At 53.5% G+C, this 21,175-nt stretch carries 23 protein-coding genes; 13 read left to right on the plus strand and 10 right to left on the minus strand.

All coding sequences use genetic code 11. The features are described from left to right. Positions 1-6: 6 nt before the first annotated feature. The 3 genes from KNP85_RS02680 to xylA form a co-directional block, all read right to left on the minus strand. Entirely contained in the window at positions 7-993 is a 987-nt protein-coding gene (locus tag KNP85_RS02680; protein WP_214801141.1) for an aldose epimerase family protein, read from the minus strand. 7 nt (positions 994-1,000) lie between these two features. After that, on the minus strand, positions 1,001-2,500 hold the full coding sequence (gene xylB, locus KNP85_RS02685) for a xylulokinase (protein WP_214756303.1): 1,500 nt from the start codon (positions 2,498-2,500) through the stop codon (positions 1,001-1,003). Between the two features lie 64 nt (positions 2,501-2,564). Continuing rightward, positions 2,565-3,908, minus strand: a complete 1,344-nt coding sequence (xylA, locus tag KNP85_RS02690; RefSeq protein WP_214801144.1) for a xylose isomerase — start codon at positions 3,906-3,908, stop codon at positions 2,565-2,567. 182 nt (positions 3,909-4,090) lie between these two features. On the opposite strand from xylA, the gene KNP85_RS02695 reads away from it, so the two are divergent. After that, positions 4,091-4,594, plus strand: coding sequence for a cupin domain-containing protein (locus KNP85_RS02695; RefSeq protein WP_214801147.1), 504 nt, complete (start codon positions 4,091-4,093; stop codon positions 4,592-4,594). Next, positions 4,591-5,481 carry an aldo/keto reductase gene (locus KNP85_RS02700; protein WP_214801150.1) on the plus strand — a complete coding sequence of 297 codons (891 nt, stop codon included), beginning with the start codon at positions 4,591-4,593 and terminating at the stop codon, positions 5,479-5,481. The genes KNP85_RS02695 and KNP85_RS02700 overlap by 4 nt, the downstream gene beginning before the upstream one ends. Before the next feature lie 111 nt (positions 5,482-5,592). Here the strand turns inward: KNP85_RS02700 and KNP85_RS02705 are convergent, their stop codons facing one another. After that, a complete protein-coding gene (locus KNP85_RS02705) occupies positions 5,593-7,287 on the minus strand; it encodes a M3 family oligoendopeptidase (RefSeq protein ID WP_214801153.1) in 1,695 nt (564 codons plus the stop codon). A gap of 206 nt (positions 7,288-7,493) precedes the next feature. Here KNP85_RS02705 and KNP85_RS02710 point away from each other — a divergent pair, with 206 nt between their 5' ends. From KNP85_RS02710 to KNP85_RS02720, 3 genes are all read left to right on the plus strand, one after another. Continuing rightward, the gene (locus KNP85_RS02710) at positions 7,494-7,994 is read left to right on the plus strand and encodes a PTS sugar transporter subunit IIA (protein ID WP_021066526.1); all 501 of its coding nucleotides are present in this window, start codon (positions 7,494-7,496) and stop codon (positions 7,992-7,994) included. 86 nt (positions 7,995-8,080) lie between these two features. Next, entirely contained in the window at positions 8,081-8,680 is a 600-nt protein-coding gene (locus tag KNP85_RS02715) for a helix-turn-helix domain-containing protein (protein WP_214751682.1), read from the plus strand. Between the two features lie 56 nt (positions 8,681-8,736). Beyond that, the gene (locus KNP85_RS02720; protein WP_214801156.1) at positions 8,737-8,943 is read left to right on the plus strand and encodes a hypothetical protein; all 207 of its coding nucleotides are present in this window, start codon (positions 8,737-8,739) and stop codon (positions 8,941-8,943) included. A gap of 46 nt (positions 8,944-8,989) precedes the next feature. Here the strand turns inward: KNP85_RS02720 and KNP85_RS02725 are convergent, their stop codons facing one another. The 3 genes from KNP85_RS02725 to KNP85_RS02735 all read right to left on the minus strand — a co-directional run bounded on the left by KNP85_RS02725 (position 8,990) and on the right by KNP85_RS02735 (position 11,552). Continuing rightward, positions 8,990-9,415, minus strand: coding sequence for a hypothetical protein (locus tag KNP85_RS02725; protein ID WP_021066529.1), 426 nt, complete (start codon positions 9,413-9,415; stop codon positions 8,990-8,992). A 63-nt stretch (positions 9,416-9,478) separates the two neighbouring features. Continuing rightward, entirely contained in the window at positions 9,479-10,672 is a 1,194-nt protein-coding gene (locus KNP85_RS02730) for an ABC transporter permease (protein WP_214801159.1), read from the minus strand. Next, complete coding sequence (locus KNP85_RS02735; RefSeq protein ID WP_214801162.1) at positions 10,662-11,552, minus strand: ABC transporter ATP-binding protein; 891 nt, start codon at positions 11,550-11,552, stop codon at positions 10,662-10,664. Before KNP85_RS02735 ends, KNP85_RS02730 begins: the two co-directional genes overlap by 11 nt. A gap of 117 nt (positions 11,553-11,669) precedes the next feature. Between KNP85_RS02735 and KNP85_RS02740 the strand changes: the two genes are divergently transcribed. Further along, positions 11,670-12,614 (plus strand): VOC family protein, encoded by a 945-nt coding sequence (locus KNP85_RS02740; RefSeq protein WP_214801165.1) that lies wholly within the window; start codon positions 11,670-11,672, stop codon positions 12,612-12,614. Further along, positions 12,611-13,210 (plus strand): alpha/beta hydrolase, encoded by a 600-nt coding sequence (locus KNP85_RS02745; RefSeq protein ID WP_214801168.1) that lies wholly within the window; start codon positions 12,611-12,613, stop codon positions 13,208-13,210. Before KNP85_RS02740 ends, KNP85_RS02745 begins: the two co-directional genes overlap by 4 nt. Here the strand turns inward: KNP85_RS02745 and KNP85_RS02750 are convergent. Continuing rightward, on the minus strand, positions 13,207-13,695 hold the full coding sequence (locus KNP85_RS02750) for a hypothetical protein (protein WP_214801171.1): 489 nt from the start codon (positions 13,693-13,695) through the stop codon (positions 13,207-13,209). The two genes, KNP85_RS02745 and KNP85_RS02750, sit on opposite strands and share 4 nt — an antisense overlap. Before the next feature lie 277 nt (positions 13,696-13,972). Between KNP85_RS02750 and KNP85_RS02755 the strand changes: the two genes are divergently transcribed. The 5 genes from KNP85_RS02755 to KNP85_RS02775 all read left to right on the plus strand — a co-directional run bounded on the left by KNP85_RS02755 (position 13,973) and on the right by KNP85_RS02775 (position 18,112). Beyond that, positions 13,973-15,028 carry an acyltransferase family protein gene (locus tag KNP85_RS02755; RefSeq protein ID WP_029594987.1) on the plus strand — a complete coding sequence of 352 codons (1,056 nt, stop codon included), beginning with the start codon at positions 13,973-13,975 and terminating at the stop codon, positions 15,026-15,028. A gap of 73 nt (positions 15,029-15,101) precedes the next feature. After that, positions 15,102-15,437 carry an Asp23/Gls24 family envelope stress response protein gene (locus KNP85_RS02760; protein WP_029594988.1) on the plus strand — a complete coding sequence of 112 codons (336 nt, stop codon included), beginning with the start codon at positions 15,102-15,104 and terminating at the stop codon, positions 15,435-15,437. A gap of 200 nt (positions 15,438-15,637) precedes the next feature. After that, on the plus strand, positions 15,638-16,303 hold the full coding sequence (gene pgmB, locus KNP85_RS02765; protein WP_021066537.1) for a beta-phosphoglucomutase: 666 nt from the start codon (positions 15,638-15,640) through the stop codon (positions 16,301-16,303). Between the two features lie 218 nt (positions 16,304-16,521). Further along, positions 16,522-16,935, plus strand: a complete 414-nt coding sequence (locus tag KNP85_RS02770) for a Rok-like winged helix domain-containing protein (protein ID WP_021066538.1) — start codon at positions 16,522-16,524, stop codon at positions 16,933-16,935. A 124-nt stretch (positions 16,936-17,059) separates the two neighbouring features. Continuing rightward, positions 17,060-18,112 (plus strand): glycosyltransferase family 4 protein, encoded by a 1,053-nt coding sequence (locus tag KNP85_RS02775; protein WP_021066539.1) that lies wholly within the window; start codon positions 17,060-17,062, stop codon positions 18,110-18,112. A 48-nt stretch (positions 18,113-18,160) separates the two neighbouring features. Here the strand turns inward: KNP85_RS02775 and KNP85_RS02780 are convergent, their stop codons facing one another. Continuing rightward, positions 18,161-19,183 carry an LCP family protein gene (locus KNP85_RS02780; RefSeq protein ID WP_214801175.1) on the minus strand — a complete coding sequence of 341 codons (1,023 nt, stop codon included), beginning with the start codon at positions 19,181-19,183 and terminating at the stop codon, positions 18,161-18,163. A 41-nt stretch (positions 19,184-19,224) separates the two neighbouring features. Beyond that, positions 19,225-19,866, minus strand: coding sequence for a YigZ family protein (locus tag KNP85_RS02785; RefSeq protein ID WP_214801178.1), 642 nt, complete (start codon positions 19,864-19,866; stop codon positions 19,225-19,227). Between the two features lie 174 nt (positions 19,867-20,040). Between KNP85_RS02785 and KNP85_RS15860 the strand changes: the two genes are divergently transcribed. Further along, positions 20,041-21,165: a sensor histidine kinase gene (locus KNP85_RS15860; RefSeq protein ID WP_214801181.1), complete on the plus strand. Its 1,125-nt coding sequence runs from the start codon at positions 20,041-20,043 to the stop codon at positions 21,163-21,165. The last annotated feature ends 10 nt before the right edge of the window (positions 21,166-21,175 follow it).

Below are 21,175 nucleotides of genomic sequence, written 5' to 3' on the forward strand. Positions count from 1 at the left end.
CTATTGTTATGGGACAAACGTCCACGTCGTCTCGGCGACGTACGTCTCGCCGGGACGTAACACACTACGAGGGTCCAGCAGGTTCGGTGCCTGTTGCGTCTCGAAACAAAGGCCTTTCCGTCTCAGCTCGTTCGGAAGCATATTGCCCGAATAGAAGACGACACACGGCTCGGTCGTATGGACGGAAAGCCTGCGGCCGGAAGCATGACGAAGATTGATTTGAGGACGTTCCGTTTGGGGCAGGCAAAACGGGTGATCGAAGCCTCCGGCGAGGTCAAGTTGCGCATCTGAATCATTTAGACCATCTTCGATTCGTTTCGCCTCTCTAAAATCGAACGCCGGGGAGGTCATGACGGATTTCACGCGGTGCGGAATAAGGGTCTTGTCTAGCTCGTAGAACGAGTCACTCATAAGCTGAAGCGTATGGTCAGAAATCGGCATGGACGTCCCTGATAAATTGAAGTATGTGTGATTTGTCATGTTCATGACGGTCGGCGCGTCGGTCTTCGCCTCATAGCGGATGGCCACGGCGTGGGGGGTAATCGTGTATTCGACCGAGACGTCAATATTCCCAGGATATCCGTGATGTCCATGAGGAAACGACCGTTCAAATCGAATGGTCACGCCATCATCCGTTTGTTCGATGGATGGGGTCCAGACGACCTTATGGAAGTAATCACCGTGAAGGTGGTTGGGACCGTCGTTCAAAGACAGTTGAACGGTCTGACCGTCGAGTGTGAACTGACCATTCTGTATCCTTCCGGCCACCCGTCCGACCACGCAACCCAGATAATAATCGTGACGGACGTAATCCTCAAGCGAATCAAGCGCTAATACGACGTTATCCATGTTCTCCAGTTGATCGGGGACGGCAATTTCCGTGATGGTACATCCATAATCGATACAAGAAAAGCTGAACGAGTCTGTCGATACGCGGTGACGCGAGACGGGGATACCGTCTACGGTCCCGTAATGGTCAGATGTATAGTTCATCGTCGTCTCACTTTCTCCGAAATGCGGACAGACCATGAGAGAGCTGTTTCGTGGCCGGATAGACTTGTTGGTAGAGTGCGAACAAGGCGTGGTAGCGTGTGACGTTTTCTGGAATCGGTTCGTATCGCTTCGCTTCCTGAATGAACGCCTTACTGCAGGCCTCGAGACTGTTAAACCACCCACAGCCGTACGCAGCCAACATGGCGGCACCGAGCGCACAGCCTTGCTCGTTGGAAAGCTTGATGATGGTAGCGTCGAAGATGTCTGCCTGCATTTGCAGCCATGCCTCGTTTTTGGCGCCCCCTCCAATCGAAACGATCGACGTGATCACTTTGCCTTCCGCACGGAACAGCTCGAGGGACTCTTTTAAGGAGAACGTGATTCCTTCTAACACGGCCCGTGAAAAATCGGCGAGTCGATGGGTGGAGTCCATTCCGATAAAGCTTCCTCGCACCATTGCATCCGCGTGAGGAGTCCGTTCGCCGACGAGATAAGGAGTGAACAACAACCCGTTCGCCCCGATCGGTACGTCTTTCACTTCGGCGAGCAACGTCTCGAATGATTGGTCCGGTGCGAACGTATCCTTGAACCAGGATAAGCTATGTCCTGCTGCCAAGGTGACACCCATCGTATAATAGGCACCTGGCTTAGCATGATTGAAATAATGGACTTTCCCTTTGAAATCAAGCAGGGCGGTTGGTTCATAGGCCAAGACGACACCCGATGTACCGATGCTGCACATCGTTTGTTGATCGTTCAAAATACCTGCCCCGATGGCACCACAGGCATTGTCCGCACCTCCGGCGAACACGTTGACGTTCGAAGAAAGGCCGGTGCGCGTCGCGTAGTAAGAACTGAGCGTCCCGATTTGATCAGACGACTCGACGAGTGGGGGACAAAGGGATTTCGGCACACCAACCCGTTCACAGATTTCGTCGCTCCATTCCTTTTTAGCGATATCGAGGAGAAGCGTTCCGGCCGCATCGGAATAATCCATATGCAGTTGACCTGTCAACGCATAGCGGACGTAGTCTTTTGGGAGCAGGAAGACGGCCGCTTGACGGAACAAGTCAGGCTCATACCGCTTCACCCATAGTAGTTTCGGAAGCGTAAAGCCCTCGAGCGCAGGGTTTTTAGTAAGATCGAGGAGTAGTGGTCCAAGTCGATCCTTGATTTCCTCGCATTCAGCCGTCGTCCGCGTATCGTTCCAAAGAATCGCATTACGAAGCAACTGATGTTGCGCATCGAGTAAGACGAGCCCGTGCATTTGTCCTGAGAAGCTGATGCCTTCGATGTCTTCAGGACGTCCTTCAAACTTTTGAACGAGCTCGGTCAAGGCGTTGACCGTCTGTTCGACCCAGGCTGATGGATCTTGTTCGCTATAGCCTTCTCGTTCTTGGATGAGAGGGTAGGCGCGACTCGCTTCCCCGCAGATTTGCCCGTTTTGGTCGACGAGGATGGCTTTGACCGCACTCGTCCCTAAATCGATTCCGATGACATATTTCATTAGGTTCATCCTTTCTAGTTTGATGGAAAAGCCCAGACCCCATCATGGAGTCTGGGCTTCGCGATTAAGGGCGTTGTACATCCAACAAGTATTGGTTGAGGATGTGACGGAGCTGTTCTTGACGTCCCGATTTATTTTGGATGTCGGTAAGCGTGAACGCGTGGGCCTCAAGTTTGTGGAAGTCGGTTTGACCGGAGACGATGTCTTTTCCGATTCCTTCTTTGTAGCTTGCGTAGCGATCTTGGATGATGTTTTCGAACACACGATCATCAATCAAGCGTTGAGCGACTTTCGCACCGACGGCGAAGCTGTCCATGCCTGCGATGTGGGCATAGAACAAGTCCTCAGGCTCGAATGAACCGCGGCGGACTTTTGCATCGAAGTTGAGCCCACCGCTTCCAAGCCCACCATTCAACAAGATCTCATACATGGCGAGAGTCGTTGAATACAGGTCGGTCGGGAATTCATCCGTATCCCAGCCGAGGAGCGGGTCACCTTGGTTCGCGTCGACGGATCCGAGCATCCCATTCACGCGGGCGACGCGAAGCTCATGTTCGAACGTGTGTCCGGCGAGCGTCGCATGGTTGGCTTCGATGTTGAATTTGAAGCGGTCCGCCAAGTCATATTTCTGTAAGAAGGCAAGACCCGTCGCCACGTCGAAGTCGTATTGGTGTTTCGTCGGCTCTTTTGGTTTCGGTTCGATCAAGAACTGGGCATCAAAGCCGATCTCTTTGGCATAGCTATCGGCCATGTGGAAGAAGCGGGCCAAGTTATCAAGCTCAAGTCCCATATCGGTGTTGAGCAACGTTTCATACCCTTCACGACCTCCCCAGAACACATAGTTCTCGGCCCCGAGCTCTTTCCCGACTTCGAGTCCTTTTTTCACTTTAGCTGCTGCGTATGCGTACACATCTGCATTCGGCGCAGTCGCGGCTCCATGAATCCAGCGTGGATGTGAGAACATGTTCGCTGTGTTCCAAAGTAATTTTGTCTTACTTGTTTTCATATATTCTTTCATCATCGAGACGATGACGTCGATGTTTCGGTTTGTCTCAGCGAGCGTGCTTCCTTCAGGAGCGATATCGAAATCATGGAAGCAGAAGTAAGGCACGTTCAACTTGTCAAAGAACTCGAACGCCGCTTCGACGCGGGCTTTGGCGAGGTCCATTCCTGAAAGGCGGTCATACGGTCGGATCATCGTGGCCTTGCCGAACGGGTCGCTTCCATCGGCTGTGAACGTATGCCAGTACGAGACGGCGAAGCGGAGCAGTTCTTCCATCGACTTCCCACCAATTTTTTCTTCTGGATTGTAGTGTTTGAAGGCGAATGGATTGGTAGAAGAAGCTCCTTCAAATTTGATTTGTCCGACACCTTCATAGTATTCCTTTTTCGTTTGAGTTTGTGACATGCGAATCATCCTCCTCATTTCTGTAATCGTTTTCAGGAATAGAATACATCAAACTTTTTAGTTTGTCTATCGAACAAACTAAGTTTTTTGAATTATCTTTTTGAACTTTTCACCGTGATTTGGCTCACAGGTTAATCGTGCGTCAACTCGGGTACAAAGACAGAGACAAGGAGGGGATGACAATGGATATGAAGACATATCGATTTGAAGACGACGGTTCGATTCCGAACAATCCAAATTTTCCGGTGCTTTTATACCGAGGCGTGTTCGACGAGCCGGACGGCATGCAAGAGACGTTCGAACATAACGGCTGGGGGAACAGCTGGGTCAACGGGGTGTTCGATTACCACCACTACCACAGCAACACACATGAAGTGCTTGGCGTGAAATCGGGCCGGGCGACGGTTCAACTCGGGGGTGCGACCGGAGACCTCGTCTCGATTCAAGCGGGGGACGTCTTGATTTTACCGGCCGGGACGGGACATCGCCGTCTCGAGGCGAGTGAAGATTTCGCCATCGTCGGTGCGTATCCGGAAGGACGCGACTACGACACGTTGACGGGGAAACCGGAAGAGCGGCCGGACAGTGTGCAACGGATCGAACGAGTCGACAAGCCGGCGACCGATCCCGTCTTCGGGACGACTGGACCGTTACATGAACAATGGACGAAGGAGGAAATGGCATGAACCGCATTCCACATACATTAATTTTGGCGGCATTGAAACAACACGTGGCTGAACTGCCAGACGGGCGTGAGATGAGGGCCCTCGGGCAAGGCACATGGCGCATGGGAGAAGACGAATCGAAACGGGAAGCCGAGATCGAGGCACTCCGGACGGGACTCGACTGCGGGTTTCACGTCATCGATACGGCGGAGATGTACGGGGAAGGGAAATCGGAGTCGCTCGTCGGTGAAGCGATCCAAGACCGACGAGAAGACGTGTTCCTCGTCTCGAAAGTGTATCCGCATAACGCCGGAGGCGACAAGCTCGTCCAAGCGTGTGACGCCACGCTCGAACGTCTTGGCACCGATTACCTCGACTTGTATCTGCTTCATTGGCGCGGGAACATCCCGCTCGAGGAGACCGTCGATGGGCTCGAGCAATTGAAGGCGGATGGCAAGATTCGGGCGTGGGGTGTCTCGAACTTCGACGTCGACGACATGAAAGAACTGCTCGCCTTGCCGAAGGGGAAACATTGCGGCGTCAACCAAGTGCTCTATCATCTCGGCAGCCGTGGTGTCGAGTACGACTTGTTGCCGTTCTTACAGGAACAGGGCATCCCGATGATGGCTTACGCCCCGCTCGCCGAAGGAAGCGACGTGAAAGAGAAAGTCTTCAACGACGAGACGGTGAACCGAATCGCCGAGGCGTATAGCGCGACACCGGCCCAAATTTTGCTCGCGTGGACGGTGCGGAGCGGAAACGTCATCGCCATCCCGAAAGCGGGGCAGAAAGTGCACGTCGAAGAGAACGGAGCGGCGATGCTCCTCAACTTGACCGAGGACGACTATAACGCGCTCGACGAGGCGTTCCCGCCACCGAGTGGGAAAGAACCGTTAGATGTGATTTGAAGACACAGGTGGGCTCACGGGCTCACCTGTTGTTGCGTCTCGATGTGGAAGTACACTTAGATCTAGAACGAGAAAACCCACTCACGCTGACGTGAGTGGGTTCGTTTTAGTTCAGTTCGCGAGTGGGTGCTTCAACAAATAGTCTTCAATCTGTCCGACCGTCTGTTTCAACACGCCGTCCTCGAACGGCGACTTGAGACCGGCCAATTCGACGAGCTCGAGGAACGAGCGGCTGCCGCCGGCTTGGCAGAGCGTGAGGTAATCGCTCCACGCCGCCTCACGGTCCTCATGCATGCGCACCCAGAACTGGAAGGCACACACTTGCGCGAGCGTGTAGTCGATATAGTAGAACGGGCTCTGGAAGATGTGTCCTTGTTGGTGCCACCAAGCGCCTGACTCGAGATAGTCGTTCGTCTCATAGTCACGGTGCGGGAGGTACACCTTCTCAAGGACACGCCATGCCTGGCGACGTTCAGCGGCCGTCATTCCTGGGTTGCGGTAGACGACGTGTTGGAACTCATCGACGAGGACGCCATACGGCAAGAACGTGATGCTTCCGGCCAAGTGATTGAACTTGTACTTGTCGACTTGATCGCCGAAGAACAGCTCCATCCATGGCCAGCAGAAGAACTCCATCGACATCGAGTGGATTTCACATGCCTCGTATGTCGGGAACGCATATTCCGGCGTCGTCAAATGACGGCTCTCGTACACTTGGAAGGCGTGACCGACCTCATGCGTGAGCACGTCGATATCGCCGGCCGTCCCGTTGAAGTTTGAGAAGATGAACGGGAGACCTTCTGACGGGAGGTACGTGCAATAGCCGCCTCCGGCCTTGCCCGGTTTCGCCGTAAGATCGAGGGCGCCGCGCTGTTGCATGAATTGGAAGAACTCGTCCGTTTCTTTCGAGAGTTCGCGATACATCGTGTTCCCGCCTTCGATGATGAACGCCTCGTCGCCCTGTGGCGTCGCGTTGCCATCTGGGAAGACGAACGACTCGTCATAATAATAGAGGGCGTCGACATCGATCCGTTTCGCTTGCTTCTCTTTTAACGTCGTTGCGAGCGGGACGATGACGTCGCGCACTTGTTTGCGGAAGTTGTCGACTTTCGACTCGTCATAGCCGACGCGTTGCATCCGGGCGTAACCGAGCTCAACGAACGACGGGAAGCCGAGCGCGTGAGCGATGTCGGTCCGGACGCGTACGAGTTCACCGTAGATGCGGTCGAGCTCGTCCCCGTTGTCGGCGAGATATGTATAACGGGCCTCGGACGCCGCTTTTCGCACCGAACGGTCAGGGGCTTGCAGATACGGGCCGAACTGGGACAAGTTGAGCGTCTTGCCGTCGAATTCGATTTGGGCCGCTGACATGACTTTCTGATAAGCGGTCGCCAATCGGTTCTCTTCTTGAAGTTTCGGGATGAGCGACTCTTCGAACGTCTTGAGGGCGCGCTCGGCAAGTTCGAACAACTGGCTGCCCCATTCCTGTTCGAGTTGGTTGCGTAGGTCGTGCTCGGTCAAAACGCGATAATACGCCTGCACTTCTTTTTCGTACACCGGCAAGGCATCGTCAAAGAACGTCTGCTCGGCCTCGTAGAACGCATCGCGCGTGTCGATCGAGTGGCGGATCGAGACGAGCTGACTTTGCGTCTCGAATTCGTTCCGTTCCTGGTTGATTTGGCGAATCAATTCGTTCGCTTCCTCGAGTGTGCTCGCTTGTTGCAATTCGACTGAATAGTCCGACAATCGGCTGTTTAGAGCGTCCAAGTCGGGCCGTTCATATGACAATTTTGTGAAAGTCGTCATTGTAAGCGCCTCCATCATGTGAAATTTTTATAAAGTGTAAAAAGGGCTTGCAAAAGCGATTGCACACTCGTATTCTTACGATGTGTAAACGAATTCGCACTACCTTATTACAACTATACCGTTTATAGGGTAGGGATTGAAGAGGAAGCTTTTCGGGTATAAAAGCTAAGACTTTGATTAACAGAACATGTTGGAGGGATTAAGCTATGGGATTCTTTAAAAAACTATTCGGTGGTAAAGAAGAACAACTTAACGCGGTTTCACCGCTTACAGGGAAGGTCATTGACATCACGAACGTTCCTGACCAAGTGTTCTCGCAAAAAATGATGGGTGACGGCATCGCCGTCGAACCGACAGACGGCAAAGTCGTCTCGCCGGTCAACGGTACAATCGCGACTGTCTTCCCGACAAAACACGCGATTGGGATCAACGCTGACAACGGTGCCGAGTACTTGATTCACATCGGTCTCGACACGGTCAACCTTAAAGGTGAAGGCTTCGAAACGCACGTGACAGAAGGTCAAGCGGTTAAAGCGGGCGACACGCTCGTCACTTTCGACCTCGACTTCATCAAAGCGAACGCGCCGTCGACGATCACACCGGTGATCATCACGAACCATGACAGCTTCGGCGTGAACAAACTCGTTGCTGAAGGCGACACGGTCACAGCCGGTTCTACAGAAGTCGTCGAATTGACGAAAAAATAAGTGGAACATTTTACTCGGAGGCATACGCTTCCGAGTATTTTTTTATGGATTCGGGAACTATACTAAAAAGAGAGGGGGAGAGACACATGGATGGAAAGAACGCACCGTATCGGGGGTATGGGGATCGGATTCGAATTTTACGTGAGCGGGCCGGCATCTCGGTCGAGGCGCTCGCCGATCGCATCGGCGTCGCTCCGTACTTTATTCGCCGGACCGAACTGAGTGAGGTCTACCCGACGATGCCTTACATAGAGGCGCTCGCCGAGGCGCTCAAGATCGACGCGAATTATTTGGCCCGCCATATTTGGACGGGTGAATCGCTCAAAGTGCTCATGAAAGGGACGGTCCCCGAGCTCGAACAGATGAAGCTCGCCTACGACGAGGCGATGCACGGCAAGTCGACCGAGGACATGCAGCGGCAGCTCGAGGCGCGCATGCGCATCTTTGACCTGATGCATGAGGAAGAACTTCGCCGCATCTTCGCCGAAGACGAGGAACCGACGTCACATCAAGCGCTCGAGGCGCTCGTCGATGCTGTACTCGACCTGGGCCGCTCGCACGAACCGACGCATCGAATCGTCCCGTTCGCTCGTTACATCGAGCAACTCGTACCGGACCAGTTCGTGGACAACTCGTTCCAATACACGGAATTCGGAGTCGTCGCTAAATCGTATAAATTGCAGTGAACAACACGGACCAAAAGTTCGTGTTTTTTTAATTTAGTTAGGGAGGAGGTACAGATATGGAGATGGTGGAAACAATGAAAAGCACTAGGGAGCAATTAGGTAAAAGTTATCGAAGTTTGGATAGTGAATTTAGAGATTTGATGTTTTATGGACAGAAATTAAGCAAACGAGAAAAAATGATGCTAACCCTTAAACTTGATGAACTACTTGATGCGTCGATGTTATATCATCAGCAAATTGGAAGGGAGCAGAGCAAAGGATGAATACAAAAGGAGCCAAGACAATGCGTCTTGGCTCCTTTTATTGATATTAACGCGCCATGCGCGCGTCGTAGCGTACTTTCGGTCGTGTCCCGGCAAGTAGGAAGCCGAGCACGATATTGAGAATCGTGAGCACCCAGCCGACGTAACCGAACGTATAGGCGAGGCTCGCGAGCATCGTCTGCCAGTCGAGTAAGGACGCGGCGTCACCACGAACGGTGAAGCGGATTGCGGTGAATCCGATGAGCGTCGTCGCTGTGATCAAGATGCCGATCCACGCGCCGCCGAACCGCGACGTCTCCGGACGCCGGCTGACCGGATACCAAAAAGCGAGCGTCCCGAGGAACGTGCTTCCTGCGTATGCGAGCAAGATTTGCCACAGCGCATCGGCGTCCAAGAAGACGGTATAACAGATGAACGTCGTGAGCGTCGTCATGAAAGTAAAGATTAAAGCTGCGAGTAATCGTGATCGCATAGTTCGTTTCCTCCTCATTTTGCACATTCTTTAGAGTATACGAAAACGAAAATGCTGTAAACGTTATTGTCGATTCTGTAATATTTGTCGCCATTGTTTAATCGCATTGTTGCCGTAGAACAAGACGCCGCCGCGATAAAATTTCGAGCCGACCCACAAAATCACACCGATTGTGGCGATCATGATGCCGATCGATAACGCGACTTCCCACACCGGTACGTCGACGAGCATGACGCGAAGGAACATGAGCATCGGCGTGAAGAACGGCACGTACGACAGGATCGTGACGATTGGTGCCTCCGGATTGTTCAAACCGAACATGGCGGCGAGGAACCCGGCGACGAGCAGCATGATGACCGGCATCGTCATCTGTTGCGACTCCTCGACCCGGCTGACGAGCGAACCGAGCACGGCGAACATGGCCGCATAGAGCAGGTAGCCGAGCGTGAAGAACGTCAATAGATAGACGACGGCGCGGACGTTACCGGCGTTGTCGATGACCAACTGGGCCATCTCGTTGCTGCGGGCGCTGAAGTAACCGAAGCCGAGGAAGATGGCGATTTGGAGCAGGGCGAGCGTCCCGATGGCCGAGATTTTAGCGAGCATATGCGTCACCGGGTGCGTCGTCGAGATGATGAGCTCCATGACACGCGACGATTTCTCGGTCGTGACCTCGGTCGAAATCATCGACCCGTACGTGATAATCGAGACGTAGAGCAACATGAGCATGACGTAGACGAAGGCGAACGACGAGAACAGCTCGTCCGAGTTCTCTCCGCCGCGGCCGAGGTACGATTCCTCGACCGTCACGGGCTCATTCAACGCCGCGAGGACGGTCGGATCGATGTTCGACGCCTCAATCAGTTCGGCGTTCCGGACTTCGCGTAGCGCCGTCTGTAACACCGTCGTGAAATCCGGTTCCGGCCGTTCCGATAAAACGCGGGCCGAATCCCCTTCGATGAAGGCGACGATCTCATAGTCGCCGTTATCGAGCCCAGCGCGCGCTTCGGACTCGGAGATCGCGGACGATTCGATGTCCTCATAACCGAGCGACTGCATGAGCGTCGTCAGTTCATTATTGTCGGTGACGAGGATGGCTTGCGCCTGGTCTGTGTCCTCGAAGTTCGCGAGCAATCGGTCGATGTTCGTGAAACCGAAGATGAACAGGATCGTCAACAACGTCGAGATGAGAAACGCCTTCGAGCGCAGTTTCGAGCGCAACGTGAACGAGTAAAGTGGTCCGAAGTTATGAAACATGTTGGCCGACCTCCTTGATGAAGATGTCGTTTAATGAGACGGGCTGGCGCATGAACGTCTTGATGGCGGCCCCGTTCGCCACGAGGGCACCGAGCACCGCATCGCTCTCGTCGAACGAGTCGAGCCGAACGAAGTGGCCATCCTTATGTGGTTCGACCGCCCGGACGACCGGGAGGGCTTGCAACAGGTCCGGGCGATCGGTCTCGATGAACAGTACCGGCTCCTCGTAACGAGTCTTGATCGTCGGGACGTCGCCGCTGACGACGGCACGGCCGCCTTTCAAGATGCCGATATGTTGGCACAGCTCCTCGACATGTTCCATCCGGTGACTCGAGAAGACGATCGTCGTCCCGGCGTCACGGAGCGCGAGCACTTCACGTTTTAAAATCTCGACGTTGACCGGGTCGAGCCCGCTGAACGGTTCATCGAGAATAAGCAGTTCCGGGTTGTGGAGCAGGGCGGCCACGAGTTGAATCTTCTGTTGGTTTCCTTTTGACAGTTGTTCGACGCGCATCGTCTCATACTGAGGGATTTCGAGCCGTTCGAGCCACGTCTTGACGGCCCGCTTCGCCTCGGCTTGCCGCATGCCTTTCAGGCTAGCCAAGAAGACGAGCTGGTCACGGACGGGTGATTTCGGATAGAGGCCTCGTTCTTCCGGCAGATAGCCGACGATGCGATGGTCGACGTTGCGGCCGTCCCACGTAATCGTCCCGGCACTCGGTTTGAGGATGTCGAGAATCATGCGGAACGTCGTCGTCTTCCCAGCGCCGTTCGCCCCGAGCAACCCGAACATCTCGCCTTTTGGGACATGAAAGCTCAAGTCGTCGACGGCCGTGAAGTCGCCGAACTGTTTCGAGACACGATCAATTTGTAACGTCATAGTATGTACCTCCTTGTAAGTGTCTACTATTAGCGTACGCCATGTTGAGCAAAAAGTTTCACATTTCTTCAAAAATGATTTATCTTGAAATCAAGATAATAAAAAGGAGGACATGACATGACGAAGCAATCAGCGGGTATCCATCACATCTCGGCGATGGTGAAAGACCCACAACGTACATTAGATTTTTATGGGAATGTCCTCGGACTTCGATTCGTCAAACAGACGGTCAACTTCGACGACCCGGGCACGTATCACCTCTACTTCGGGGACGAGCAAGGGTCACCGGGGACGGTCATCACGTTCTTCCCGATCCCTGGGATCGGCAAAGGTAGCGTCGGCAGCGGACAGGTCGGTGTCACGGCTTATCTCGTCCCGGAAGGCAGTCTGTTGTTCTGGGAGAAACGATTGAACGACCATGGCGTCGGTACGGTCGCGACCGAGCGCTTCGGCGAGCCGTCGCTCCTGTTTGAAGACCCGGACGAACTTGTCGTCGAGCTTGTCGCCCGGACCAGTACGAAACAGACAAGTTGGGTCGTGCCGGGCGTGACGTCACGCGAGGCGATTGTTGGTTTTGCCGGGGCGACGTTATTGTCGAAAGACCCGGAGGCGACGGTTCGCCTGTTGACGGGGCTGTTTGGCTTTGAGACGGTAGGGGAAGATTCAGAATGGATTCGCCTTGAGGCGACGGCCGACTACGGCAACGTCATCGACGTGAAAAAGACCATCCTGCCGAACGGGGTTCCTGGTTCGGGGACAGTCCATCATATCGCCTGGCGCATCAATGATGGGGAAGACTATGCCTCATGGCAAGACGCCATCTTCGAGCTCGGGCTACGCCCGACCGAAGTGAAAGAGCGTCACTATTTCCGCTCGGTCTACTTCCATGACGGCGGTCGGATTCTTCACGAACTGGCGACCGACGCTCCTGGCTTTTTGATCGATGAGAGCTTGGAGGGCCTCGGCTCGACACTCAAACTCCCGGCTTGGTTCGAACAAGACCGCGAGGCGATCACTCGCACGTTACCGACGATTACAATCCCGAGAGGAGACATGACATGATTCATCAATTCATCAAAGGCACGACCGAGACGACACTCGTTTTATTGCACGGAACAGGAGGGACAGAACAGGACTTGATTCCGCTCGCTCGAATCCTCGCCCCGGAGGCAAACATTTTGACGCTGCGCGGTGACGTCCTCGAGAACGGCATGTCCCGTTTCTTCCGCCGTCACGCGGAAGGCGTACTCGACCTCGAGGACTTGAAGAAACAGACGGAACGGTTCTTGACGTTCTTGGATGACGCCACGACAGAGTACAGCATCGACCGGGACAAGATGATTCCGCTCGGCTATTCGAACGGCGCCAACTTGATCGGCTCGGCGCTGTACCGACAAAACGCATTCCACGCGTCGCTCTTATTCCACCCGATGGTCCCGGACCGCTCGCTCACGTTACCGGACCTCGCTGGTGCGAACGTGTTTATCTCGGCCGGAGAACGTGACCCGATTTGCCCGAAAACAGAAACAGAAGAGCTCACGTCGACGCTACGGAGTGCCGGAGCGGACGTCGAACTCTTCTATCACGGAGGTGGGCACGAGCTGCGCATGGAAGAAGTCGAGGCAGCTCGGGCATGGCTAGAACCGTTCCTCGATTAAGCCATCTTCTTCGGTTTCGGTGGTCTCGAATAGACGACGAGCACACCTCGATCAATCAAATAGGCGGCGAACAGACGTTTCGCCTCTTCAGAACGAACGGTTCGGTCGATTTGGATATACAATCGGCCGAGCTTTTTTTGTGACGTGCGGGTCAATAACCAGATGGAGTCAAGCGTGTACTGCCAACCGCGGAGCGTATCCGCGGCGATGTACATATACCGGTTCGATGTGCGCTCAAGCAGATAATTAAGCCACCAGACGTCCCGGGCGAGCTTCATGGCGACACCGATGAAGAACGAGATGAACACGAACGATAGGGCAGACAGAATCGGATGGATGGCAGTAAATCGTTCCCGGATGGGTTCGAAGGCGACGATGAGCAGTCCGACGGAAAAGGCGCCGGTGAACCACCAAAATCCGAAGTTAGAGAATGAACGTTTCGGGTCATGCACCATATGATGACGGTTACGGATGACGGAAGCCATTCTCCACACCTCCTTTTATTAGAATATTCTGATTATTTAGTAAGACTACTATACTATACTGTACCCACTCTCGTCTATTTGAATACGCGCGAAACGTGCTCTAGCTTGAAGATTTCTTGACGTTTCGGCTTGCGGAGGGCAAATCCGGGGAATGATGACAGTGAAGTCATCATTTTTTTGTGGAATCGTAATTTCATCAGCTCAAAAAATCGGCTATGATGGATGAGGCAAAAAAGAGAGAACATCAGAAAACTAATAAAGAACTAGAGGGAAAGACATGCGAAATCATTGGTACGATAATATTAAAGGCGTGCTCGTCTTGCTCGTCGTGTTCGGTCACTTGTTGACCGACGTACGCGGCGCGTATGACGACATCCTGCCGAAATGGGTCTATTTATTTTTATACACGTTCCACATGCCGTTGTTCATCATGTTGAGCGGTTACTTCTTCCGGGAGAACCGTTATTTGCGCGTCATCCAGTTGTTCGTCGTCTACGTCATCTGGCAAGTGATTCTCGGCTCGTGGTTCGCCTTCACCGAGGGCATCCCGCTCTTATCACTCGAGAACCCTGCACTGAACATCTTGACGCCGTATTGGGCGCTCTGGTATTTGATGGCGATTATCATCTGGTACGTCATCACCCCGTACGTGACACAATTGAAAGGATACGTGCTGTTCGCGCTCTTGTTCGCGCTCCTGTTCGGCTTCCAAGCTGAGTCGACCGGGTTCTTCGCGCTCCGGAAAGTCATCATGTTCTACCCGTTCTTCTTGATCGGGAACTGGATGAGCGAACGGAACACGTTGAACTTCTTTGAATTGCCGAAGCGGGCCGAGCAGCGCAACCGTTACCGGATTGGCGGTTTTGCCGTCTTCACGACGCTCACGCTCGGGCTACTCGCCTCGATGAGTTTCCAACAGGAGGGTACGTTCTATCATATCGGTAACTTGTTCAAATTCCGGTTCGCCTATGAGTCGGCGGTGCCGGAGGCGATTTGGAGCGGGCCGTTCGCTTTCTTGATCGTCTACACGGTGTCGATTCTTATGGCGATCAGCTTCGCCTTGATGATTCCAGGGCGTGAACTGCCGGTGTTCACCCGGGCCGGGAAGTATAGCCTCTACGTCTATTTGGTGCACGTCTTCCTCGTCGTCGCCTGGAAGGCGTTCATCCCAGCCGGTTTCATGCCGACGTCGTGGCTCCAATTGCTCGTCTTGTTCGGCGTCGCCTTCTTGATCGTCCTGGTGATTATCAGCCCGCCGGTCGTCAAGCTGTTGAAGCCGCTCGTCGAGATTGACGTTCGCCGTGCCCAAGATATGAAGGACGTGAAATCGTAAACCCTTTTCTAAATGGCGGTTTTCCGCTACACTTTAAGATGGGAAGCGAAACTAGAGTTAAGGAAGTGACACCATGCCATACGAAAATGGAATGCACAGCACTGAAGGAGACGTCAACGTCTCACGCCACGTCGTGGAAATGATCGCCGCTGTCGTGGTCAAAGAGACGAAATACGTGTCGTTCACACAAGAAGATACGAAATTGTCAGAGCGCGCGCTCATGAAGCACGTCAAAGTCGACGAGTCGTCAGAAGGCGTCACAATCAACTTGTCACTTTACATCGCGTACGGTCAATCGATCGTCAAGACGGTGACGGCCGTGCAAGAACGCATCACGCAAGACATGGACACGATGCTTGCCATGACACCGTTATCGGTGAACGTGAAAGTCGTCGGAATCCAATTATAAGTCGTGGGAGAAGCACCTGCTTCTCCTGCTTTTTTATTTTTTTGCGAAAGCGGTTGCATGATGATGGCTTTTTCATTTATAATAGAAATCGAACAAGTGCAACCGTTTGCATCAATGACCAATCGTGCAACGGGTACTTGTCAAGTTCCCTTAATGTAGTCTGACGACAGAAGCATTAGAAGGAAAGGCGGAAAGCATGTATGTCGACGATTGAAGCAGTCATTTTTGATTTGGACGGTGTCATCACTGACACCGCGGAGTACCATTACCTCGCTTGGAAACAACTTGGAGAAGAGCTCGATATTCCGTTTGACCGCGAGTTCAATGAGACGCTAAAAGGCGTGAGTCGGACGGACTCGCTCGAGCGCATCCTCGCGCTCGGTGGAAGACAGGACGATTTCACACCGGATGAAAAAGCGGAACTCGCACAGAAGAAGAACGAGCATTACGTTGAACTCATTCAACACATCTCTTCAGCCGACTTGTTGCCGGGCATCATTTCATTCCTCGATGAAATTAAAGAGGCTGGTCTCAAAATCGGAATGGCTTCGGCTTCTAAAAACGCATTCGCGGTCGTAGACGCACTTGGTGTCCGTCATTACTTCGATCACATTGTCGATGCAGCAACTGTCGCCGAATCAAAACCACATCCCGAAGTGTTTTTGAAGGCTGCCTCTGCCCTTGGCGTGAAACCCGAACATGCCATCGGCGTTGAAGACGCAGCTGCAGGCGTAACTGCAATCAAAGCGGCAAACATGTTTGCTGTCGCCGTCGGGGAAGAGTCGATGCTCGGTCATGCAGACCTCATCGTTTCTTCGACCGATGAACTCTCGCTCGCACGCATCCTCGAACGCGTCGGCGCGTAAAGACTACGATCATCTTCCGTGAGATGACGACTGCCCCGAACAGTCGTCATCTTTTTGTGTTGGTCCAAAAGACCTAAAATAGATAGAAATGCCTAAAAATAGATGACAAGTACATTACAAAACCGTTACACTTTTATATGGGAACAAGTAATAACTGGTAATAATTGATGAATTTGGGTGATGGGGAACATCAATTAGGTGTAGAGGAGGATTTGTGCATGGAATCTACAAACGTGAATGAAAATATTTATCGGGAACTGATGGAGATCGAAGAGTCGTATCGCCAGCTGCAACGCCGGGCCGAGTATTTGATTTCGGAACTGAACCGGAACAAGCGGGAAGAAGAATCGCTACTCGATCCGTCGAAACGAATGCGCCCACGTCGCGTCAATCAACGTTATCCGCTCGAGGTCTATGTCCATCAGGTAACAGACCTGTTGAAGGAACGGAAGACGATGAGCGTGCGGGACATTCAAATGGAGCTCGAGTTGCGTTATCGTCACCACATTAGCAATATTTACCAGCTAATGGTGAAAATCGAGTCCGTCAATCCTGACATCAAAAAAGTAGGACGCGGGTTATATACATACGAAGCCACGGATGACGTGACGACGCACCCGGCCCACGCCTGACCAGACCCGACGAGATTCACTCGTCGGGATTTTTTGTTGTAACATTTCTGATACGTCTCGCCTCACGGGAAATATGCTATAATTCGCCAGAGTCTATTTTTTTATGAGAGAGGAACGTTGGCCCATGTTATGGATTGCCATGTTGGTCAGTTTTGTGATGGCCATCTTGATCACGCCGCTCGTTCGCCGGTTTGCTTTTCTGATCGGAGCGGTCGATCACCCGAACGCCCGAAAAGTACATTTACGGACGATGCCACGGATCGGCGGCCTCGCCATCTTCATCGCTTTCTTTATCGGCTATGCGCTCCTATTGCCGACGAGCCGTTATAACGATGCCATCTTGATTGGGGCGGTCGTCATCCTGTTGACCGGTTTGATTGATGATCGCTTCCAACTGACGGCCCGCGTCAAACTGATGGGCCAGATGATCGCGACGGTCATCGTCTTGAACTCAGGCATGCGCATCGAATTGATTAACCTGCCGTTCGACCAACAGCTGTATCTCGGTTCGTGGAGCATCCCGGTGACGGTGCTCTGGCTGATCGGCATCACGAACGCCATCAACTTGATCGACGGTCTCGACGGACTCGCCGCCGGGGTCTCGAGCATCGCCCTCGGGACGATCGCGCTGCTCGCAATCATCCAAGGGAACGTTTATTTGACGATGATGGCGCTGTTGCTCCTGGCGAGCACGCTCGGCTTTCTCGTCCATAACTTCTATCCAGCGAAGATATTCATGGGCGACACCGGGGCGCTCTTCCTCGGCTATATGCTCGCCGTCTTCTCCTTGATCGGATTCAAGAACGTGACGCTGTTCTCGCTCGTCGTCCCGGTCCTCTTGCTCGGTCTGCCGATCTCGGACACGATTTTTGCGATCGTCCGTCGGCTCGTGCAAGGGCGTCCGCCGATGTCGCCTGATAAGTCGCATATGCATCACCAGTTGATCGATATGGGCTTCACGACGCGGCAAGCCGTCCTGCTCATGTATGGGATGACGTTCTTCTTCGGCATCGCCTCGATTCTGTTCGCGAAGACGACGATGCTCGGAGCCATCATCACGTTCGTCATCGTCCTGATCGTCATCGAGCTGATCGTCGAGTCGACCGAGTTGATTCACCCGAACTATAAGCCGATTATCCAGACGTCCCGGCGTCTGCTCGGACGACCGAAGACGTGAAGCATCAACAAAAGCCCAAGGACATCGTGTCCTTGGGCTTTTGTTTGGTCAGTAGGTCGTCGTTTCGCTGAAACCGTCTTCTGTTTCATTCAAACCGTCGCCGGTCCCATTGTCACGATCTTCCGCCGTGAGCGGGAGGCCGAGCTCGGTCTTCAAGAGCGAGCGCTTCTCACTCAAGTCGGCCGGGTCGAGCTCGTAATAGTAGACGCCGCCGAGCGTCAAGTCGCCGCCTGCGAGCGTCTCCTGGTTGAACGAGCGGAGCGACTTCGTATACGGCTGCAACTGGGACGCTTCGGAGAGGGACATGTTCGTTCGGATGTTATCGCCGACCGCATTCATAATCCGGTTTAGCTTCGTGAACGAAGTGATTGTTGTCGCCTCGTTGATGATGGCCTCGAGCACTTGCTGTTGACGCTTCGCCCGTCCGACGTCGCCTTCAGGGTCGTCTTTGCGCATGCGCGCATAGGCGAGCGCTTCCTTGCCGTCTAGCGTTTGGACACCTGGTTCGAGTTCGACGTTGCCGGTCGCCCGCCCGGAAATCGGGACGAGCACATCGACCTCGACGCCGCCGACCGCATCGACGAGATCCTCGATGCCATCAAAGTTGATTGTCGCATAGTAGTCGATCGGGATGTCGAACAGTTTCTCGACCGTCGCGATCGTCGTGTCGATGCCACCGTAGGCGTAGGCATGGTTGATTTTGTCTTTGAACTCACCGTCAGTCGTGACGATATCGACGTACGAGTCGCGCGGGATGCTGACGAGCGTCACTTGGCGCGATTCCTTGTTGAACGTCGCCACCATGAGCGAGTCGGTCCGTCCTTCTTCGAGCGAGGCGCCGCCATCGACGCCGGCGAGTAAGACGGAGAAGTGATCTTTCGTCAAATCGACCGTCTCTTCTCGACGGTCCGACTTGTCCCCGCGTGTCAGCTCGCTGTTCGTGTTCTCCGCCGTCTCGTTCGCCTTAAAGACGAAGTAGCCGAAGGCCGACCCACCAATCAACAGGACGAGGCCGAGCACGAGCAGTACGATTTTCCACACGGGACGTTTCTTACGGGAGTCTTGTTCCATGTCGTCTCCTCATTTCATTCGTTTCCTTTAGTATACGTGACCTACCGCACAAAATCACGTTCGATGATACGTTGGTCCTGGGTCTCGAGTCCTCCTTGGCCGTTCGTCAAATCGACGAGCCAGGCGAGGGCGGCGTCGGTCTCTTCGACCGGTACCGAGATGTGGAACGTGACGGTGTCCGCGTAGACGATGTCGTCGAGGAGGTACGACGATTGCCGCAGCTCGTTCTCGACCTTGCCGATCCAGCCGTAATCGACCGTGAGCGTCAAGCGTTGCATCGGGATGCGTTCGACGATGCCGACCGCGTCGAGCCCTTCGCTCACCGTGCCGCCGTAAGCGCGGATGAGTCCGCCGCCGCCGAGCTTGATCCCGCCGAAGTAGCGGGTGACGACGACGACCGTATCCTTCAATTCGCGTTTACGGAGCACCTCGAGCATCGGCAACCCGGCCGTCCCGCTCGGTTCGCCGTCATCGTTCGCTTTTTGGAACTCGTTCCGTTCGCCGATGATATAGGCGGAACAATTATGGTTGGCGTTCCAGTGCGCCTTCTTGATGGCTTGGATGAACGCTTGCGCCTCGTCCTCGGACGTGACCCGTTTGAAGTGGGCGATAAATTTCGACTTTTGAATGACGACCTCGTATTCTCCGTCTTGTTTTATAGTATAATTCGGTTCAGTGGACATTTCTGAAAATTCTCCTTTCTATTTTTGAATATTTTTTTTAAAATTCAAGTAGGCGTCAACGCCAGTTGCGGCGAAATGGAAAGAGAGCCTCCAAGTTTTACTGGAAACGAACGTTCCGCAGACGATAATAGGAATAGATGAGGACTTACTACCGAATTATTAGGGGATGGCATCGTGAATCATATTACTGATCGTACAGCTTTAGAACATATCATAACAAATATGATTGATACGGTGACGGAAAGTAAAGAGGAGATCGTCCGGATTACCGAGAGTTCGGCCAACGAGTATTCGTTGATTCAGAACGAACTGAAAGAGTTGACGCAAAAGATTGAGTTTTACATCGAGGAGTCGGAACGGCTCGACCTGCTCGTCAAAGCGGCGAAGAATAAACTCGTCCAAGTGAGCAAGAAGTTTCATATACATAGCGAGCAAGAGATTCGGGAGGCGTACGAACGCGCCAACCAAATGCAGCTCGAGCGTTTTCTCATCCAAAAAGAAGAGATGGCCGGCCAACAGCGTCGCAACGACCTTGAACGCCGTCTGCTCATCCTCGAGGACACGATTGAGCGGGCCGACAAACTCGTCAGCCGCGTCTCCGTCGTGTTGAACTTCCTGCGGGACGACCTGCAGCAAGAGTACTCGGACATGATGAAGAAGCAAGAGATGGCGATCAGCGTCTTTGAGGCGGCCGAACGTGAACGGCGCCACCTCGCCCGTGAGATGCACGACGGACCAGCGCAATCGCTTGCCCATATCTTGATTCGGGCCGATTTGATCGAGAAGACGTTCGACAAGCGGGGGAAAGACGAGGCGTTCGCCGAACTGCACGAGCTGAAACGCCTCATCCGCGGCGCGCTCGTCGACGTCCGGCGTCTCATCTACGACCTTCGTCCGATGTCGCTTGACGACCTCGGTTTCTTGCCGACGCTCGAACGGTATCTCCATCAGACGGAAGAATATACGGCCATCAAGACCCGGCTCAACTACCGGGGCTCTCGGGCCAGATTGCCTGAGAAACTGGAAATTAACGTGTTCCGGCTTGTCCAAGAGGCCGTCCAAAACGCGATCAAACACTCGAAGACGTCAGAGATTATCGTCAACGTCGAGCAAGCGCATGATGCGATACATATTCATGTACGCGACCATGGGGTCGGATTCGTGCCGAGTTCGATTGGCGAAGAGTCATTCGGGATCGTGGGGATGAGAGAACGGATCGAGTTGGTGAACGGAAGCATGACCATTGACTCGGAAGTCGGCAAAGGGACGGTCGTCCGCATGTCGATTCCGATCACGTAAGACAAGAACA

It is taken from the genome of Exiguobacterium sp. s194 (genome assembly GCF_018618275.1).
Taxonomy (GTDB): Bacteria; Bacillota; Bacilli; order Exiguobacteriales; family Exiguobacteriaceae; genus Exiguobacterium; species Exiguobacterium chiriqhucha.

Excerpts from the sequence above, each read along its gene's own strand:
- KNP85_RS02750 (WP_214801171.1), bottom strand. The coding sequence starts at position 13,695 with ATGGCTTCCGTCATCCGTAACCGTCATCATATGGTGCATGACCCGAAA.
- KNP85_RS02735 (WP_214801162.1), bottom strand. The coding sequence starts at position 11,552 with ATGACGTTACAAATTGATCGTGTCTCGAAACAGTTCGGCGACTTCACG.
- KNP85_RS02720 (WP_214801156.1), top strand. The coding sequence starts at position 8,737 with ATGGAGATGGTGGAAACAATGAAAAGCACTAGGGAGCAATTAGGTAAA.
- xylA (WP_214801144.1), bottom strand. The coding sequence starts at position 3,908 with ATGTCACAAACTCAAACGAAAAAGGAATACTATGAAGGTGTCGGACAA.
- KNP85_RS02700 (WP_214801150.1), top strand. The coding sequence starts at position 4,591 with ATGAACCGCATTCCACATACATTAATTTTGGCGGCATTGAAACAACAC.
- KNP85_RS02710 (WP_021066526.1), top strand. The coding sequence starts at position 7,494 with ATGGGATTCTTTAAAAAACTATTCGGTGGTAAAGAAGAACAACTTAAC.
- KNP85_RS02715 (WP_214751682.1), top strand. The coding sequence starts at position 8,081 with ATGGATGGAAAGAACGCACCGTATCGGGGGTATGGGGATCGGATTCGA.
- KNP85_RS02775 (WP_021066539.1), top strand. The coding sequence starts at position 17,060 with ATGTTATGGATTGCCATGTTGGTCAGTTTTGTGATGGCCATCTTGATC.
- KNP85_RS02680 (WP_214801141.1), bottom strand. The coding sequence starts at position 993 with ATGAACTATACATCTGACCATTACGGGACCGTAGACGGTATCCCCGTC.
- KNP85_RS02695 (WP_214801147.1), top strand. The coding sequence starts at position 4,091 with ATGGATATGAAGACATATCGATTTGAAGACGACGGTTCGATTCCGAAC.
- KNP85_RS02780 (WP_214801175.1), bottom strand. The coding sequence starts at position 19,183 with ATGGAACAAGACTCCCGTAAGAAACGTCCCGTGTGGAAAATCGTACTG.
- KNP85_RS02725 (WP_021066529.1), bottom strand. The coding sequence starts at position 9,415 with ATGCGATCACGATTACTCGCAGCTTTAATCTTTACTTTCATGACGACG.
- KNP85_RS02705 (WP_214801153.1), bottom strand. The coding sequence starts at position 7,287 with ATGACGACTTTCACAAAATTGTCATATGAACGGCCCGACTTGGACGCT.
- KNP85_RS02745 (WP_214801168.1), top strand. The coding sequence starts at position 12,611 with ATGATTCATCAATTCATCAAAGGCACGACCGAGACGACACTCGTTTTA.
- KNP85_RS02760 (WP_029594988.1), top strand. The coding sequence starts at position 15,102 with ATGCCATACGAAAATGGAATGCACAGCACTGAAGGAGACGTCAACGTC.
- KNP85_RS02770 (WP_021066538.1), top strand. The coding sequence starts at position 16,522 with ATGGAATCTACAAACGTGAATGAAAATATTTATCGGGAACTGATGGAG.
- KNP85_RS02740 (WP_214801165.1), top strand. The coding sequence starts at position 11,670 with ATGACGAAGCAATCAGCGGGTATCCATCACATCTCGGCGATGGTGAAA.
- KNP85_RS02730 (WP_214801159.1), bottom strand. The coding sequence starts at position 10,672 with ATGTTTCATAACTTCGGACCACTTTACTCGTTCACGTTGCGCTCGAAA.
- KNP85_RS02755 (WP_029594987.1), top strand. The coding sequence starts at position 13,973 with ATGCGAAATCATTGGTACGATAATATTAAAGGCGTGCTCGTCTTGCTC.
- xylB (WP_214756303.1), bottom strand. The coding sequence starts at position 2,500 with ATGAAATATGTCATCGGAATCGATTTAGGGACGAGTGCGGTCAAAGCC.
- KNP85_RS02785 (WP_214801178.1), bottom strand. The coding sequence starts at position 19,866 with ATGTCCACTGAACCGAATTATACTATAAAACAAGACGGAGAATACGAG.
- pgmB (WP_021066537.1), top strand. The coding sequence starts at position 15,638 with ATGTCGACGATTGAAGCAGTCATTTTTGATTTGGACGGTGTCATCACT.